The sequence below is a fragment of the Pseudomonas sp. SR18 genome (assembly GCF_023701505.1).
Classification (GTDB): Bacteria; Pseudomonadota; Gammaproteobacteria; order Pseudomonadales; family Pseudomonadaceae; genus Aquipseudomonas; species Aquipseudomonas cyclaminis.
This window is the reverse complement of record NZ_JAMQAU010000004.1, coordinates 173,189-189,067: the sequence shown is the minus strand read 5'-3', so window position 1 is coordinate 189,067 and position 15,879 is coordinate 173,189. Positions and strand designations below refer to the sequence as shown.

Annotated in this window: 15 protein-coding genes; 9 read left to right on the top strand and 6 right to left on the bottom strand. The window is 60.9% G+C overall.

Annotated features, from left to right (window positions below; all coding sequences use genetic code 11):
• The first annotated feature begins 2 nt into the window (after positions 1-2).
• The 3 genes from NDJ82_RS08430 to NDJ82_RS08420 are packed head-to-tail and all read left to right on the top strand — an operon-like array spanning position 3 to position 2,105.
• Positions 3-572 (top strand): GNAT family N-acetyltransferase, encoded by a 570-nt coding sequence (locus NDJ82_RS08430; protein ID WP_112196822.1) that lies wholly within the window; start codon positions 3-5, stop codon positions 570-572.
• Between the two features lie 37 nt (positions 573-609).
• Positions 610-1,479: an acyl-CoA thioesterase II gene (tesB, locus tag NDJ82_RS08425; protein WP_099584710.1), complete on the top strand. Its 870-nt coding sequence runs from the start codon at positions 610-612 to the stop codon at positions 1,477-1,479.
• Positions 1,476-2,105, top strand: a complete 630-nt coding sequence (locus NDJ82_RS08420) for an HAD family hydrolase (protein ID WP_099584711.1) — start codon at positions 1,476-1,478, stop codon at positions 2,103-2,105. The genes tesB and NDJ82_RS08420 overlap by 4 nt, the downstream gene beginning before the upstream one ends.
• On the opposite strand, the gene NDJ82_RS08415 is transcribed toward NDJ82_RS08420, so the two are convergent.
• From NDJ82_RS08415 to NDJ82_RS08405, 3 genes are read right to left on the bottom strand one after another with little or no spacing between them, the layout of a single operon-like run.
• Positions 2,095-3,069: an alpha/beta hydrolase gene (locus NDJ82_RS08415; protein WP_250925304.1), complete on the bottom strand. Its 975-nt coding sequence runs from the start codon at positions 3,067-3,069 to the stop codon at positions 2,095-2,097. The genes NDJ82_RS08420 and NDJ82_RS08415 overlap by 11 nt on opposite strands.
• Positions 3,070-3,957 (bottom strand): KPN_02809 family neutral zinc metallopeptidase, encoded by an 888-nt coding sequence (gene ypfJ, locus NDJ82_RS08410; protein ID WP_099584713.1) that lies wholly within the window; start codon positions 3,955-3,957, stop codon positions 3,070-3,072.
• 57 nt (positions 3,958-4,014) lie between these two features.
• Positions 4,015-4,428, bottom strand: a complete 414-nt coding sequence (locus tag NDJ82_RS08405) for a membrane lipoprotein lipid attachment site-containing protein (protein WP_250925303.1) — start codon at positions 4,426-4,428, stop codon at positions 4,015-4,017.
• A gap of 198 nt (positions 4,429-4,626) precedes the next feature.
• Here NDJ82_RS08405 and NDJ82_RS08400 point away from each other — a divergent pair, with 198 nt between their 5' ends.
• Positions 4,627-5,505, top strand: a complete 879-nt coding sequence (locus tag NDJ82_RS08400) for a DMT family transporter (RefSeq protein ID WP_250925302.1) — start codon at positions 4,627-4,629, stop codon at positions 5,503-5,505.
• A gap of 26 nt (positions 5,506-5,531) precedes the next feature.
• Here the strand turns inward: NDJ82_RS08400 and NDJ82_RS08395 are convergent, their stop codons facing one another.
• Complete coding sequence (locus NDJ82_RS08395) at positions 5,532-6,866, bottom strand: MFS transporter (protein ID WP_112196816.1); 1,335 nt, start codon at positions 6,864-6,866, stop codon at positions 5,532-5,534.
• Between the two features lie 223 nt (positions 6,867-7,089).
• Here NDJ82_RS08395 and quiC point away from each other — a divergent pair, with 223 nt between their 5' ends.
• Both quiC and NDJ82_RS08385 read left to right on the top strand, forming a co-directional pair.
• Positions 7,090-8,991 carry a 3-dehydroshikimate dehydratase QuiC gene (gene quiC / locus NDJ82_RS08390; protein ID WP_099584717.1) on the top strand — a complete coding sequence of 634 codons (1,902 nt, stop codon included), beginning with the start codon at positions 7,090-7,092 and terminating at the stop codon, positions 8,989-8,991.
• An 80-nt stretch (positions 8,992-9,071) separates the two neighbouring features.
• The gene (locus NDJ82_RS08385; RefSeq protein ID WP_112196814.1) at positions 9,072-9,737 is read left to right on the top strand and encodes a TetR/AcrR family transcriptional regulator; all 666 of its coding nucleotides are present in this window, start codon (positions 9,072-9,074) and stop codon (positions 9,735-9,737) included.
• Positions 9,738-9,863: 126 nt separating this feature from the next.
• On the opposite strand, the gene NDJ82_RS08380 is transcribed toward NDJ82_RS08385, so the two are convergent.
• Both NDJ82_RS08380 and aroQ read right to left on the bottom strand, forming a co-directional pair.
• Entirely contained in the window at positions 9,864-10,712 is an 849-nt protein-coding gene (locus NDJ82_RS08380) for a shikimate dehydrogenase (RefSeq protein WP_250925301.1), read from the bottom strand.
• Complete coding sequence (aroQ, locus tag NDJ82_RS08375) at positions 10,709-11,158, bottom strand: type II 3-dehydroquinate dehydratase (RefSeq protein WP_099584720.1); 450 nt, start codon at positions 11,156-11,158, stop codon at positions 10,709-10,711. The genes NDJ82_RS08380 and aroQ overlap by 4 nt, the downstream gene beginning before the upstream one ends.
• 207 nt (positions 11,159-11,365) lie before the next feature.
• Here aroQ and NDJ82_RS08370 point away from each other — a divergent pair, with 207 nt between their 5' ends.
• From NDJ82_RS08370 to NDJ82_RS08360, 3 genes are all read left to right on the top strand, one after another.
• The gene (locus NDJ82_RS08370) at positions 11,366-11,887 is read left to right on the top strand and encodes an RNA polymerase sigma factor (RefSeq protein WP_250925300.1); all 522 of its coding nucleotides are present in this window, start codon (positions 11,366-11,368) and stop codon (positions 11,885-11,887) included.
• Positions 11,888-11,950: 63 nt separating this feature from the next.
• Positions 11,951-12,949 (top strand): FecR family protein, encoded by a 999-nt coding sequence (locus NDJ82_RS08365; RefSeq protein ID WP_250925299.1) that lies wholly within the window; start codon positions 11,951-11,953, stop codon positions 12,947-12,949.
• 151 nt (positions 12,950-13,100) lie between these two features.
• Complete coding sequence (locus tag NDJ82_RS08360) at positions 13,101-15,851, top strand: TonB-dependent receptor (RefSeq protein WP_250925298.1); 2,751 nt, start codon at positions 13,101-13,103, stop codon at positions 15,849-15,851.
• The last annotated feature ends 28 nt before the right edge of the window (positions 15,852-15,879 follow it).

The window sequence follows — 15,879 nt, the reverse complement described above, 5'->3', positions numbered from 1 at the left end:
CCATGGAGCCGATACTCGAATTGGAAAGTGCACGTCTGGTGATGCGCCAATGGCGCGACACGGACCTGCCGGACTTTGCGCGCATGTGCGCTGACCCGCAGGTGATGCGCTATTTCCCGGCCAGGCTGAGCCATCTGGAAAGCGCCGCGCTGATCGGGCGGATTCGCGGCCATTTTGCCGAGTACGGCTTTGGTTTCTGGGCGTTGCAACGCAAAGATACCGGCGCCTTCATCGGCCTGACCGGGCTGCAGCATGTCGGCTTTGACGCGGGGTTTACCCCAGCAGTGGAAATCGGCTGGCGCCTGGCCCGTGAGCATTGGGGCCTGGGTTATGCCAGCGAGGCGGCGTGGACCGCGCTGCGCTGTGGGTTCGACCGTTTGCAATTGGATGAAATCGTCGCCTTCACCACCGAAGCCAATCTGCCATCACAAAAAGTCATGCAGGCCATCGGTATGCATTACGATCCCCAGGCCGATTTTGAACACCCCAAGGTCGCAGCCGATGACCCGCTGCGCCCACATGTTTTGTACCGCATCACCCGCGCCCAATGGTTGGACACGCTGCACGGATAGCAGCCCGGAATGCCCCATAGATTGTAGGAGTTGCTCTATGAGCCAAGTATTGGAAGATCTGGTGAACCTGCTGACCCTGGAGCCGATCGAGGAAAACCTCTTTCGCGGCCGCAGCCAGGACCTGGGTTTTCGCCAACTGTTCGGCGGCCAGGTGCTCGGCCAGTCGCTGTCGGCCGCCAGCCAGACCGTTGAAGAAGCGCGCCACGTGCATTCCCTGCACGGTTATTTCCTGCGCCCCGGCGATGCCGCATTGCCGGTGGTGTATTCGGTCGACCGCGTGCGTGATGGCGGCAGTTTCAGCACGCGCCGCGTGACCGCGATCCAGAAGGGCCATCCGATTTTCACCTGCACCACCTCGTTCCAGTACGACGAAGAAGGCTTCGAGCACCAGACCACCATGCCCGTGGTGGTCGGCCCGGAGAACCTGCCCTCGGAACTGGAGCTGACCCAGCAGCGCGCGCACCTGATCCCCGAGCACATGCGCGAGAAGCTGCTGTGCCCCAAGCCGATTGAAGTGCGCCCGGTCACCGAAAAAGACCCGTTCAACCCGCAGCCGTCCGATCCGGTCAAGTACGTATGGTTTCGTGCCGACGGTGCTTTGGCCGACACCCCGGCGCTGCATAAATACCTGCTGGCCTACGCTTCAGACTTCGGCCTGCTGACCACTTCGCTGCTGCCCCATGGCAAGACTGTGTGGCAGAAAGACATGCAGGTCGCCAGCCTTGACCACGCGCTGTGGTTCCACGCCGACCTGCGTGCCGACGACTGGTTGCTCTACGCCATGGACAGCCCTTGGGCCGGCAATTCCCGTGGGTTCTCCCGTGGCAGCGTGTACAACCGCGCCGGGCAACTGGTGGCCTCGGTGACCCAGGAAGGCTTGATCCGCCACCGCAAGGATTGGGCATGAGCCTGAGCAACATTAAGCACTGGGTGTTCGACATGGACGGCACCCTCACCGTGGCCGTGCATGACTTTGCGGCCATTCGCGTGGCGCTGGAAATCCCGCCCGAGGACGACATTCTCACGCACCTGGCGGCGTTGCCGGCGGATATCGCGGCGGCCAAACATGCGTGGTTGCTGGAGCACGAGCGCGAGTTGGCGCTGGGTTCGGTCGCCGCTGAAGGCGCGGTGGAGCTGGTGCGTGAGTTGGCCGGGCGCGGTTATCGCCTGGGCATCCTGACCCGTAATGCCCAAGAGCTGGCTCATGTGACGCTGCAAGCGATTGGCCTGGCGGACTGTTTTGCCATTGAAGATGTGCTGGGCCGTGATGACGCGCCACCCAAGCCGGATCCAGGCGGCCTGCTGAAGCTGGCGGCGGCCTGGGATGTGTCGCCGAGCGCGATGGTGATGGTCGGCGATTATCGCTTCGACCTGGATTGCGGTCGGGCGGCGGGGACCAAGACGGTATTGGTTAACCTGCCGGAGAACCCGTGGCCGGAGTTGGCGGATTGGCATGCGCAGGATTGCGCGGTCTTGCGGCAAATGATCCAGTCCAGACATTTTGAGCCAGTTTCTTCAGGTATTACTGAGTAAACAACACCTTTTGCCCCTCGGGCGACGTAAACATCCCATCCCCGTTATGCCCCACTCCTGGCACTTCTACCAGCGTCTGGCGCAACTGCGGATGACGTTGCTTGAGGTAGTCAAAATAGTTGTGCCCACGTATCAGTCGATACGCGCCCTGCGTCTCGGCCTCACAGCTTTTATCCAGCGCCGGGTGGTTCGGGTCGGTGTCTTGCTGGCCCAGCAGGTAGGTGATGTCCCGTGACACATAGGCCTGTTCCAGCTGTTCGGCGCTCTGGCCCTTGGCATAAGCCGGCAGGTGTTGCAGACCGTATTTCCAGTCGTTGAAACCGGGGCAGTTGGCGGTGTCGAACGGCACTGGCCGCTGCGGGCTGAAGTAGGCGTAGGACGAAGGATTGGCCACCACATACCGCAGGCTGATACCTTCGTTTTGCAGGGTGGGATGATCATGGCCCGTGAGGGCGAAGCGCTGCACCACTTGGCCACCGCCGGAATGACCAGCGACGACGATGTCCTTCAAGCCCGGAAACAGTGTGCGGTTGCCCAGGTGCTTGATGATCTGGTCGAGGGCGCCGTACGAGCTGACCTGGCCGGGACCGGTGGAAGGCTCGCCGGCCATCCAGTCGTTGCCATTCCAGCGCAGGACTTGCCCGTCCAAATGGTTGCGCTTCACATCAGAAGCATTCAGAAACTGCGGCGCAATCACCAGCGTGTTCGCGCCCACACCTGCATGCTCGGCGGCATCGACACCACTTTGCAGGTAGGTCTGCGCATTGCGCAGCCGGCCATGCACGATGATCAACACGCGGGACACGTTGGGCAGCGGCTGGCGCCAGTCCTGGCTTACGCCGAGGCTGAGGTCGCCGGCGTCCAGGTGGAAACGATCGGGGCTGACGATTTTGACGCCGTGTTCCGCCGCCAGGGCGGAGCACGACACGACTAGACCCAGCAGCAAACCCAATCGTTTATTCATTTAAAGGCTCTTGGCGGTGAAGGTGTCGCACTGCGTGATCTGGCCCTGGGCGAAGCCCGTCTTGAACCAGCGAACCCGCTGCGCCGAGGTGCCGTGGGTAAACGAGTCCGGCACCACGCGGCCCTGACCCTGTTGCTGCAAACGGTCATCGCCGATGGCGTTGGCGGCGTTCAGGGCTTCTTCAATGTCGCCGGGTTCCAGCCAGTTCAGGCGTTTTTGCGCACGGTTGGCCCACACGCCGGCAAAACAGTCGGCTTGCAGTTCCTGGCGTACCAGCAGGCCACCGTCGCCTTGCATCTGCCGGCCCTGTTGGCGTGCGGCCTGGATCTTCGAGGAAATCCCGAGCAACGTCTGCACATGGTGCCCAACTTCGTGGGCGATCACGTAGGCCTGGGCGAAATCGCCGGCGGCCTGGAAGCGTTGGGACATTTCCCGGAAGAAATCCAGGTCCAGATAGACCTGCTGGTCCGCCGGGCAATAGAACGGACCGCTGGCCGAGGTGGCACCGCCACAGGCGGAATTGACCCGGCCACGGAACAGGATCAGTTTCGGGTTCTTGTAGGTCAGGCCGTTTTCCTGGAACACCTGGCCCCAGGTGTCTTCGGTATCGCCGAGCACGGCGCGGACGAAATCGGCCTGTTCATCATTGGCCGGTGGCGCCTGGCGCGACTGTGTGCTGACCGACGGTGCCTGTTCCATCTGGCCGGTCAATTGGCCGAGGATCTGCATCGGGTCCTGGCCGGTCAGCCAGCCAATGCCGACGATCAGCACAATCGCCGTCAGACTCAGGCCCTTGCCACCGCCAAAGCGCATGCCGCCACCGCCGCCGCCACTGTCATCGCGGGCATCCACCACGTTGTCGCTGCGTCGGCCTTTTTTCCATAGCATGGGGGCAATCCTCTTGATGAACGGTCCTACAAAGATGTGGGTTGAGTATGGCCGGTATTAGCGGCAATACCCTTCGCCGGTGTCGACGATCAGGCAGTCTTTTTTATCTGCCAGCCATTTCAAACCAGTGGCTTCACCGTCGCCGGCACGCAGCAATTGCGGGCCGTCCGGGCGGGTGAAAGCGATGCCGTCTTCGGAGGCCTCACCCTTGAAGGTGCCGGAATCGTCCGCATCCAGGCCGTATTGCATGGTGAGCACGTAGTGACCACGGCCGATGGCGTCGTCCTTGGCGATGGTCAGGTTCAGACCTTCGACGCCGATCCACTTGCCGACCCATTTGTCGGTCGGTGGCGTCTCCGGCACCAGGGTGGCCTGCACGGAGGCGGGTGCGGGTTTAGGTGTGTCCTGGGCTTGTTGGTTGCAGGCGGTGAGCAGGGCAAGGGTGGAAAGAGTAAAGAGGGTTTTTTTCATAGCAGCAGGCCTTGGTTGAAAAGTGTGCAGCACGGGGGCGAGCGTGCAGGGTTGGACTCGATTCCCATGATTTAGTGCGCTGTTCGCCCGGTGTTTGGTTATGCTCTTGGGGCAGACTCCGACCCGGCTGCTAGATTACCGGGTTGAGCGCTATTTCGTTCAGTGCTCGGTGTTCCGTCCGCCACGCAAGAGAATTCCATGACTGTCAGTACCCCGCTGTCCGGCGTCAACCATCCCTTCAAAGGCATTGTGCTGATTGTGGCGGCGACGTTCCTGTTCTCCAGCCACGACGCCTTGTCCAAATACCTGGCCGGGTTCTACCCGATTGTGATGGTGGTGTGGGCGCGCTACGTGGTGCACACCGTGTTGATGGCCGGGATTTTCCTGCCGCAATCGGGGCTGCGCGTGCTGCGCAGCAAGCGGCCCGGCATGCAGATGGTGCGGGCCCTGTGCCTATTGGGCACCAGCCTGTTTTTTACCTCGGCGCTGCATTACATCCCATTGGCGGAAGCCACGGCGGTGAACTTCCTGGCGCCGATCCTGGTAACCGCGCTGTCGTTGCCGCTGCTGGGTGAGCACGTCACGCGTGGCCAGTGGCTGGCAGTGATCTGCGGGTTTGTCGGCGTGCTGGTGATCATCCATCCCGGCGGTGAACTCTTCACCCCGGCGGTGTTGCTGCCGCTGTGCTCGGCGCTGTTTTTCTGCTTCTACCAGTTGCTCACCCGAATCCTCAGCCAGTACGACACACCGACCACCAGCAATTTCTTCGCCGGGCTGTGCAATACCTTGGTGATGAGCGCAATGGTGCCGTTCTTCTGGCAGATCCCGACGCTGTGGCACGGGGTGATGATGCTGGCGCTGGGCACGTGCGGGATGACCGCGCACCTGATGCTGACCCAGGCGTTCCGCTTTGCGGCGCCGGCCTTGCTGGCGCCATTCGGCTATTGCCAGATCGTGTTTGCGGGGTTGTTGGGTTGGCTGGTGTTCAGTCATACCCCCGATATGACCACGGTGGTCGGTATCGGGGTGATCTGCATGAGCGGGTTGGCCGCTGCCTGGCAGCAGCGGCGTCGATAGGTCAGGGGATAGCTCTGGGGGATGGCTCAGACGTCTACGGTAGGAATCCTGCGCGGCGCCATGAAGTACATCCAGGTCAGCGCAATGAAGTACATCGCCGGGATCAAGGTGAACAACACGGTGTAGTTGTTGTTGGTCACGGTGAGGATATGGCCGACGATCTGGGTCATGAACATGCCGCCGATGGCCGCGCACATGCCGCCGAAGCCGAACACGGTGCTCATCATGTGCTTGGGCGTGTAGTCCATCACCAGGCTCCAGATATTCGCGGTCCAGGCCTGGTGCGCGCCGATGGCCAGGGAGATGGCAAATACCGCGACCCACAATTCGCTGGAACCGGCCGCCATGATCACGCCGACGATGCAGCAGGCAAACAGCAGCATCGACAGCAACCGCGCCTTGATCGAGTTCATCCCGCGGCCGATCAGGAATGACGACAGGATGCCCCCGCCCACGCTGCCGAAGTCGGCGGTCAGGTAGATGATGATCAGCGGGATGCCCATCTGGGTCACGTTGATGCCCAGGTTGTATTGCTGGTTCAAAAACGGCGGCAGCCAATACAGGTAGAACCAGAACACCGGCGCGGTCAGCGCGTAGGCAATCGCAAAAGCCCAGGTGCCGCGCATGCGCAGGATGCGGCTGAACGGTACGCCAGGCTGTTGCGGCTCGACTTCCCGTTGCACGTAGTCCAATTCGGATTGTTTAACGCTCGGATGATCTTCCGGGTTGTAGTACTTCAAACCCCAGAACACCAGCCAGATCGCGCCCAGCGACGCCATGCACAGGAAGGCAGCCTGCCAGCCCCACACATGCAGGATCAGCGGCAGCAGCATCGGCGTCATCATGGCGCCCACGTTGGTGCCGGCGTTGAAGATCCCGGTGGCCACTGCACGTTCACCCGCAGGGAACCACAACCGCGTGGTCTTGACGCAAGCCGGGTAGTTGGCGGCTTCGGTCAGCCCGAGGATAAAACGGCAGACCATAAAGCCGACGGCCGAGGTCGCCAGGCCGTGGGCGCCGGTGGCCAGGCTCCAGAGCAGTACCGCGCAGAAGAACACGCGCTTCACGCCGACTTTGTCGATCAAGCGGCCTTGCAACACAAAGCCAATTGCGTAGCCCACCTGAAACCAGAAGTTGATGTTGGCGTAGTCCATCGCCGTCCAGCTCATCTCTTTGGCGAGGATCGGTTGCATCACACCGAGGGCGGCGCGGTCGATGTAATTGAGGGTGGTGGCGAAGAACACCAGGGCCAACATGCCCCAGCGGGTTTTCCCGACGGCCATGGCGCCGCGGATCTTGTCGCCGATGCCGGCGTGCGGGGTGCCGGGGCGCGAGGCCAGGGCGGAGTTTTGCGAAGGCATGTGGTTGTACCCGTTTTTTGAAATTTTTATGGTGTGTTCTGGGTCTTTTGTAAACGTTTGTAGCGGGATCGATGGTGCGCAGCGGCTAAAAAATCGTCAATTCGCCAAAGAGGCTTAGTGTTCGATAATCGCACCAAAAACTAACCGGTTCGTACATTTTAATTGCTGCGTGTAGGCTGGGGGCGAATAATTTGCCACAAACAACAATTGCCGGGAGTCGTCCATGCAACGTTCCATTGCCACCGTTTCATTGAGCGGCACCCTGCCGGAAAAACTCGAAGCCATTGCCGCCGCCGGGTTCGACGGGGTTGAGATCTTCGAGAACGACCTGTTGTATTACGACGGCAGCCCCCGTGAAGTCAGGCAGATGTGCGCGGACCTCGGCATTGCCATCACCTTGTTTCAGCCCTTTCGTGACTTTGAAGGCTGCCGCCGCGACCGCCTGGCGCGCAACCTGGAGCGGGCCGAGCGCAAATTCGATCTGATGCAGGAGCTGGGCACCGACCTGGTGCTGGTGTGCAGTAATGCCTCGGCCGATTGCGTCGGCGATCAACAGATTTTGCTCGATGACCTGAGCCTGCTGGCCGAACATGCCGGCCGTCGTGGCTTGCGCATCGGTTATGAAGCGCTGGCCTGGGGCAAGCACGTGAACACCTGGCAACACGTGTGGAACCTGGTGCGTCAGGTCGATCACCCAAGCCTCGGCGTGTTGCTCGACAGCTTCCATACCCTGTCGCTCAAGGGCGACCCAAGTGCCATTGCCGAGATCCCCGGCGACAAGATCTTCTTCGTGCAAATGGCCGACGCGCCGATCCTGGCCATGGACGTGTTGGAGTGGAGCCGGCATTTCCGTTGCTTCCCCGGCCAGGGCGAGTTTGATCTGGCGGGCTTTCTGGCACCGATCATCAAGAGTGGCTATACCGGGCCGTTGTCCCTGGAAATTTTCAACGATGGTTTCCGCGCTGCGCCAACCCGTGCCAATGCCGCCGATGGCCTGCGTTCGCTGCTGTACCTGGAAGAGAAAACCCGCCAGCGCCTGGCCGAAGAAGCGCCTGCCACACCGGTCGATATCCTCTTCGAAACCCCGGCGGCGAGTGAGTATGACGGCATTGAGTTCCTCGAATTTGCCGTGGATGAAAACCTCGGCGCCAAGCTGACGAACTGGCTGGAACGCCTGGGGTTCGTCAAGGCCGGGCAGCACCGCTCCAAGAGCGTGAGCCTGCTGCGTCAGGGTGATATCAACCTGATCCTCAACTGCGAACCCTATTCCTTCGCCCATAATTTTTTCGAAGCCCATGGTCCGTCCTTGTGCGCCACGGCGATCCGGGTCAAGGACAGCGCCAAGGCCCTGGAGCGAGCGGTCGCCTATAAAGGCCAACCCTATCGCGGCCTGGTCGGCCCCAACGAGCTGGAACTGGCGGCCGTGCGCGCACCGGATGGCAGCTTGATCTACCTGGTGGACCCAAGCGAAGGCGGGCTGTATGACACCGACTTCAACCTGCAAACTGCCTCGACCGACGCCGGCGGTTTGCTGCGCATCGACCATATGGCCATGGCCCTGCCGGCCGACAGCCTCGACAGCTGGGTGCTGTTCTACAAGAGCCTGCTGGACTTTGAAGCCGATGACGAAGTGGTGCTGCCCGACCCTTACGGCCTGGTCAAAAGCCGCGCCTTGCGCAGCCGCTGCAGCTCGATCCGCCTGCCGCTGAACATCTCCGAAAACCGCAATACCGCCATTTCCCACGCGCTATCGAGCTACCGGGGCTCCGGCGTGCACCACATTGCCTTCGACTGTGCGGATATTTTCGCCGAAGTGCGCCGTGCCAAAGAGGCCGGCGTGCCGCTGCTGGATATTCCGCTCAACTACTACGACGACCTGGCCGCACGTTTCGATTTCGACGACGAGTTCCTCAGCGAGCTGGCGTACTACAACGTGTTGTACGACCGCGACGCCCAGGGCGGTGAGTTGTTTCATGTGTACACCGAACCCTTCGAGGGGCGGTTTTTCTTCGAGATCATCCAGCGCAAGAATGGCTATGCCGGCTACGGCGCGGCCAACGTGGCGGTGCGTCTGGCGGCAATGGCCAAGTCCCGCAGCGGTGCGGTGCGCCAGGCACGTTTATAAGGGGTTGTCGGGTGCTTCCTTCGGGGAGCACCGAGGCCCATAATCGCGGCCTGCACAATAAAAATGGCCGTGAGCGCACCATGACCTCAAGTCCCGAACTCCCCGAGGTGCAAGCCGCACCGCGCAAGAGTCGTAAGAACAACCCGGAAAAGACCCGCGAAAACATCCTTCAGGAAGCCATTGTGGAGTTTGTCCAACAGGGCCTGTCCGGCGCGCGCGTGGACGCCATCGCCGAGCGCATCCACACCTCCAAACGCATGATCTATTACTACTTCGGCAGTAAGGAGCAGTTGTACGTCGAGGTATTGGAGAAGCTCTACGGCGATATCCGCAACACCGAAACGCGCATGAACCTGACCGAGCTGGAGCCGCGAGAGGCGATTCGTCGGCTGGTGGAGTTCACCTTTGATCACCACGATCAGAACGTGGACTTTGTGCGGATCGTCAGCATCGAAAATATCCACAATGCCGAGTACGTGAAACGCACCGACACGATCAAGGCGATGAACAGCAAGATCCTTGAGGGGTTGGGCGCGACCTTGCGCCGGGGCGCGGAAATGGGCCTGTTCCGTGAGGGCCTGGAACCACTGGATGTGCACTTGCTGATCAACTCATTCAGCTTTTACCGGGTGTCCAACCGCCATACGTTCAGTGAGATTTTTCAGATCGAACTGTCGGATGACGTGGTTAAACAGCGCCATCGCGAGATGATCTGTGAGTCGGTGTTGCGGTATCTGCAGGCTTGAGTGACCCGATTGGAATGCATTCCAATGTAGGAGGGCAAACAAGCCCGCTCACCACAATGTTATGTGTAAGCCTTTGAGAGTTGTATGGATACCAATGGCCATCGGGGGCAAGCTCCCTCCCACATTTCAGGTATTCATGCTCTTGAAGTGCGCCAGCATCCGCTGTGCATCCGCCACCTCGCCACTGAACAACTCAAACGCCTTCACCGCCTGAAACACTGCCATGTTGCCGCCATCCAGTGTGCGGCAACCCAAGGCGCGGGCATCGCGCAGCAGTTCGGTTTCCAGCGGGAAATACACGATTTCAGCCACCCATAGTTCGGCTCTCAGCAGTGCCGCAGGTACGGGAGTGCCGGGCAGTTTGGCCATGCCCATCGGCGTGGTGTTGACCAGGCCATCGGCCTCGGCCATCGAGTTTTCCAAATCCTGACCCACTTGTGCACGGCCGTTGCCGAAACGCTGGGCGAGGTTATCCACAAGGTCACGGGCGCGGCTGACGTCTACGTCGAAAATACTCAAGTGCTCCACACCTTCTGCCAATAACGCATGCGCTACCGCGGCGCCCGCACCACCGGCGCCCATCTGCACCACGCGCTGGCGCGGTACATCATTCAGGTTGCGCCGGAAACCTTCGGCGAAGCCCAGGCAATCGGTGTTGTGGCCAATGCGTTTGCCGTTCTTGAACACCACCGTATTCACCGCGCCGATGCCCCTGGCTTCGTCGGACAGTTCATCGAGCAACGGTAGGATCGCCTGCTTGCACGGGTAGGTAATGTTCAGCCCGTTAAAGTGCATCAACTCGGCAGCCTCCAGCAGATCGGGCAGGGCGTTGATGTCCAGGTGCAGGGGCTCAAGGTCAATCAGGCGATACAAATACCGCAGCCCTTGGGCGTCGCCTTCCTGCTCATGCATGGCGGGGGTGCGGGAAGCCTGGATACCGGCGCCGATCAGGCCAGCGAGGATGCGCGGTTTCATTGAGCCGATCCTTTCAGCAACTGGCTGAAGTGCTCCAGTGCCAGGTGATAGCCGTGGCTGCCAAACCCGGCGAGCACCGCTTTGGCGATGGGCGACACAAAGGAGTGATGACGAAACGCTTCACGGGCATGCACGTTGGATAAATGCACTTCGATCACTGGCACTTCACTGGCCACCAGCGCGTCACGAATCGCCACCGAGGTGTGGGTCCAGGCCGCCGGGTTGATCACGATACCGGCGCAACGATTACGGGCGCTGTGGATCCAGTCCAGCAGTTCGCCTTCGTGGTTGGTCTGGCGAAATTCGATTTTCAGCCCGAGCTTGTCCGCGCTGCGTCCGCACAGGGCGGCGACGTCGGCCAGGGTTTCGTGGCCATAGGTGGCAGGCTCGCGGGTGCCGAGCAGGTTGAGGTTGGGGCCGTTGAGCACCAGCACGATAGGCGGCATTGGGGGTATCTCCACAGTTCTTGTTCGTTGTGTGGATAAAATGTACTGGTTAGTTAATTTGGTCAATTGATGGCAACGGATGTGTTCGATTACCGAACTTTTATTCAGGCGTGTCCTACGGCTGAATCAGATTAGATATCAATTGAAAATCATTCTCGACAACGCTTAAGATGCCCGCGTGTTTCCTTTACATTCCAGGGAGTCGGTTTGTCGGACGTGGATCTCAAGGGCCTGTTTCTCAAGCACGCCGATACCCTGCGCGGGTATCTGGCCCGCAAGGTACGGGACCCGCAGTTGGCGGCCGACCTGGTGCAGGAGAGTTTCCTGCGCCTGGCGGAAAAACCGGCCGGCGAGCGCATCGACAATTCCCAGGGCTATCTCTATCGAACGGCGAGCAATCTGCTGATCGACCATATTCGCCAGGAAGCACGGCGCAAGACCGATTCCGTGCCCCATGAGGCGTTGGCCGAGATTGAAGATGACGTGGCCGGGTTGGAGGCTCAGGCAATGGCGCAGCAACAGCGGCAGGCATTGAAGCAGGCATTGGCGCAGCTGCCGGAACGAACCCAGCAGATCTTCCGTCTGAACCGTATGGAGGGCATGACCCACGCCCAGGTTGCCCGGCACCTGGACATCTCCGACAGTTCCGTGCAAAAGCACCTGGCCAAGGCATTGGCGTACGTGATGCAGCGCTTGCAGGACGGTGAGGTGACGCCATCCGACGAATGAATTACGGAAAATTGCCAGGTCAGACGTCACAGCGTTATATAACGAAAAATTCGAGATTCACACGTGAATAGCCAGGGTCCGCAGCAGCACAGCATTACCGAGGCGGCCGCCGATTGGGCGGTGCGCCTGCACGCCGGTGCCCTGACCGACCAGGAGCAGGCCGAGCTGCGCCAATGGATCGCCTGCGACAGCCGCCATGAAGGGGCATTGCGTTATGCCGAGCGGACCTGGGCGGCGTTGGGCGAGGTGCATAAGGACGAACCGGCGCATCGCCAGCGTCCGTCGTCGGCGATGCCGCCGACGCGCCGAACCCCGCGACGCAGGCCGTGGCAACGTGCGGCAGCGGTGGCGCTGGTTGTGGTGGTGGCCGGCGTGGGCTGGGTGCGCGGGCCGGACGCCTGGCTGCGCATGCAGGCCGATTACGTCACCCAAAAAGGTGAAGTGCGCACCGTGCACCTGGCCGATGGCAGCACGGTGGAGCTGGATTCCGCCAGCGCCATCCGCCTGGACTACGACGGCGTGCAGCGGCGCATCAGCCTGATCCAGGGTTCGGCGATTTTTGACGTGGCGCCGATGGTGGGTAAGGAAACCCGGCCTTTTGTGGTGCAGAGCGCCGGCGGGCAGACGCAGGCGTTGGGCACGCGGTTTGTGGTGCAGCGCGAGGACGACCGCCACGGCTGGGTCGGCGTGTTGCAACACAGCGTTGAAGTCTCCCTGCACGCCACACCGAAAAAAGGCCCGAGCGATCATGTGCTCAAGCAGGGCCAGGCCGCGCGCTTCAGCCCCGAACAGGGCATCGTGCCCCTGGATCAATTTGATGTCGACCGTGCCACCAGTTGGCGGCGCGGCGTGTTGATCTTTGATCGCCAGCCGCTGGCCAAGGTCATTGAACAACTCAACCGCTACCGGCCCGGCCAGGTGGTGTTGACCCATTCCGACCTGGGCGAGCGTGAAGTCAGCGGTGTGTTCCGCCTCGACATGCTCGACACGGCCCTCGGCACCCTGACTCGGGAACTCCAGGTGCAACGCTTGGACCTGGCAGGCCTCAGCCTCATCTACTGATGACCCGGTGGGAGTCGCGCTCTCACCCGCTTGAAACCCCTCGCACAAAAACTTTTAAAAAAACCTTACTGACTTCCTGCGCCTCGTACGTCTTGCTATGTGAGAAGCATTCGCATAAACAAAAATACGATCAGCGTAGGGAAAGCCAGAAATGTCAGCACTCACCAAGGGGCGTATCACCGGTAGCCGGTTAGCCCTGGCCATCCACTTGGGCCTGTTCGCCGCAACGTCATCCGTGTACGCGGCGGCGCCTCAAGTGGGCGCGGCCCAGCCCGCCGTGCTGACGTTCGATATTCCTGCGCAGTCCTTGGGCAGTGCCGTATTGGCCTTTGCCGACCAGGCCGGTTTGCAGGTGCTGTTCGACAGCCCGCGCCTGCAAGGTTTGAGCAGCACCGCGCTCAAAGGCAGCTTCAGTGTTCAGGAAGGCCTGGGCCGTTTGCTCGGCGCCGCGCCGGTGGAATATCGCTTTACCAGCGAGCGCCAGGTGACCCTCAACCGCGTCAGCGATGATCACGACGGCGCCATGACCGTTGGCACCACCACCATCACCGGCAACACCAACGGCCAGGCCAGTGACTGGGTGTACCAGACCCCAAAGTCCGTGGCCGTGATCAGCCGTGACATGATCGATAAACGCCCGCCCCGTCACGCCGCCGACATGCTTGAAGAAACCGCCGGCGTCTACACCGCAGTGAACCAGCGCGACCCCGGCCTCTCGGTGAACATTCGCGGCGTGCAGGACTACGGCCGCGTGAACATGAACATCGACGGCATGCGCCAGAACTTCAACGTCAATGGCCACCAGCAACGTAACGGCACCATGCTGATCGACCCGGAGTTCATCTCCAGCATCGAGATCGACAAGGGCAGCCAGTCGGGGCAGGGCGGGGCAGCGGTGTTGGGCGGAATTGCCTCGTTCAAGACTTTGGATGCCAGTGAGTTTCTCAAAGACGGCAAGGAGTACGGCGGCCGCCTGCGTGCCGGCAGCGGCATTGGTGAGCTGGGCAACGGCACCGACTTCAACGGCAGCGGCGTATTCGCCTTTGGCGATGAGCGCGGCGATGTGTTGCTGGGCTACAGCGAGCGGCATTTTGGCAACTACCGCGCCGGCAAGCACAACGACGACAACCTGGGCACCAACCTGCGGGCCCGAAAGTACGCCCCGGCGGCCTTCGACGACTGGTTGAACAGCGAAGTCGGTGACACCGGCAGCGTGACCCGCTCGCAGATCGTCAAGTTCGGCCTGAACTTGCCCAACGACCAGCGTGTGCAGTTGAGCTACCTGGAAAGCGACACCGACAGTAACGATGCCTGGGGCTATATCGCCGATGACCTTCAAAGCACCTATTACGTGCGCGCCAGCAAAAACAATCTCAATGCGAAAAACATTGCGCTGGACTACAGCTACAGCCCGGACAACGCGCTGATCGATCTCAAGGCCAAGCTCTATTACGTCACCACCCAGATGGATCGCGGCAATAGCCCCAACCAGTCGTCGCCAGGCACCGGTAACTACGTCGGTGCCTACACCGATCACTTCCAGACCGACACCTGGGGCCTGCAGGGTGACAACACCTCGCGGTTTGATTTCGGCGAGCGAGGGCATGTCACCTGGAACTACGGTGTGGAGCTGTATCAGGACGAGTTCAAGCCACGCACCAACAAAGTTGAAGCCACCAACAACCTGGGCTTGTTGCCTTACGCAGAGGGCAGTACTCCAGGAGGCAAACGCACCATCGCCAGCCTGTTCAACAACGCGCAGTACGAATATGGCGGCTGGCTGACCCTGGATGCGGGCCTGCGTTATGACCGCTATCGGCTTGAAGGCGAAACCGGCATGACGCTGTACCGGCGTGATCGCTTCTACAACAGCCTCGTCGGCGCCAGGCGTGTCGCGGAAGTGATTGAGGTTGACCGTGAAGAAGGCCAGTTTTCCCCCACCTTCGGTCTCGCGGTGAAACCGGGCGTGGACTGGCTGCAACTCTATACCCGTTGGGGCAAGGGCTGGCGGCCACCGGCGGTCACCGAAACCTTCATGACCGGCCGCCCCCATGGCGGCGGTTCGGGAGAGCGCGTCTTCCCCAACCCGTACCTCAAGCCTGAAGAATCGCGGGATTGGGAAGTGGGCATGAATGTCTTCAAGGAAGGCTTGTTCTTCAGTGACGATCGCCTCGGCATGAAAGTGGCTTACTTCGATACCCGGATTGAAAACTTCTCTTTCCTCAACACCAGCGTCAGCTTGCCGGAAACCCAGGTGGGTGGATTTCTCGGGACCATGGCGTACGTCAATAACACCAACCCGACGCGCTTTCGCGGGGTCGAATACCAGCTCAATTACGACATGGGGCGCGCATACGCCAACCTCAGCTACACCCACATGATCGGCAGCAATGAGTTCTGCTCGAAGAACTACTACATGGGCGGCGCCAAGACCACCGGGCCCAGAACCACGCGCCTGGAGCGTTTCACACTGCCGGATGGGCGCATCAGCATACGGCCGGTCACCACTTATGAAGTGCTGGATGACGACGTCGCCAACAACCAGGAAAGCTGCGGGCGAATCATGGGGAACGCCACGTACATGCCTGCCGATCGCGGCTCGCTGACGCTGGGTGCGCGCTTTCTGGAAAAACGCCTGGATACCGGTGTACGTGTGCGCTACAGCTCGGGCAACGGCGAAAACCTCAATCAGCAGGGCTACGAACTGATGGATCAGGCGATGTGGCCCAAGTACACGCTCTATGACCTGTACGCCAGTTACTGGATGACGGATCAACTGAACATTGCCCTGGCGTTGGAAAACGCCACCGATGAAGCCTATTTCGTTGCCATGGGCGACGCCAACAACCTCAGCCTGGCACGCGGGCGAACCCTGAGCGGAATGTTGGAATACAAATTCTGATCAGCGTGCGCGGGCAGCTGATTAACGG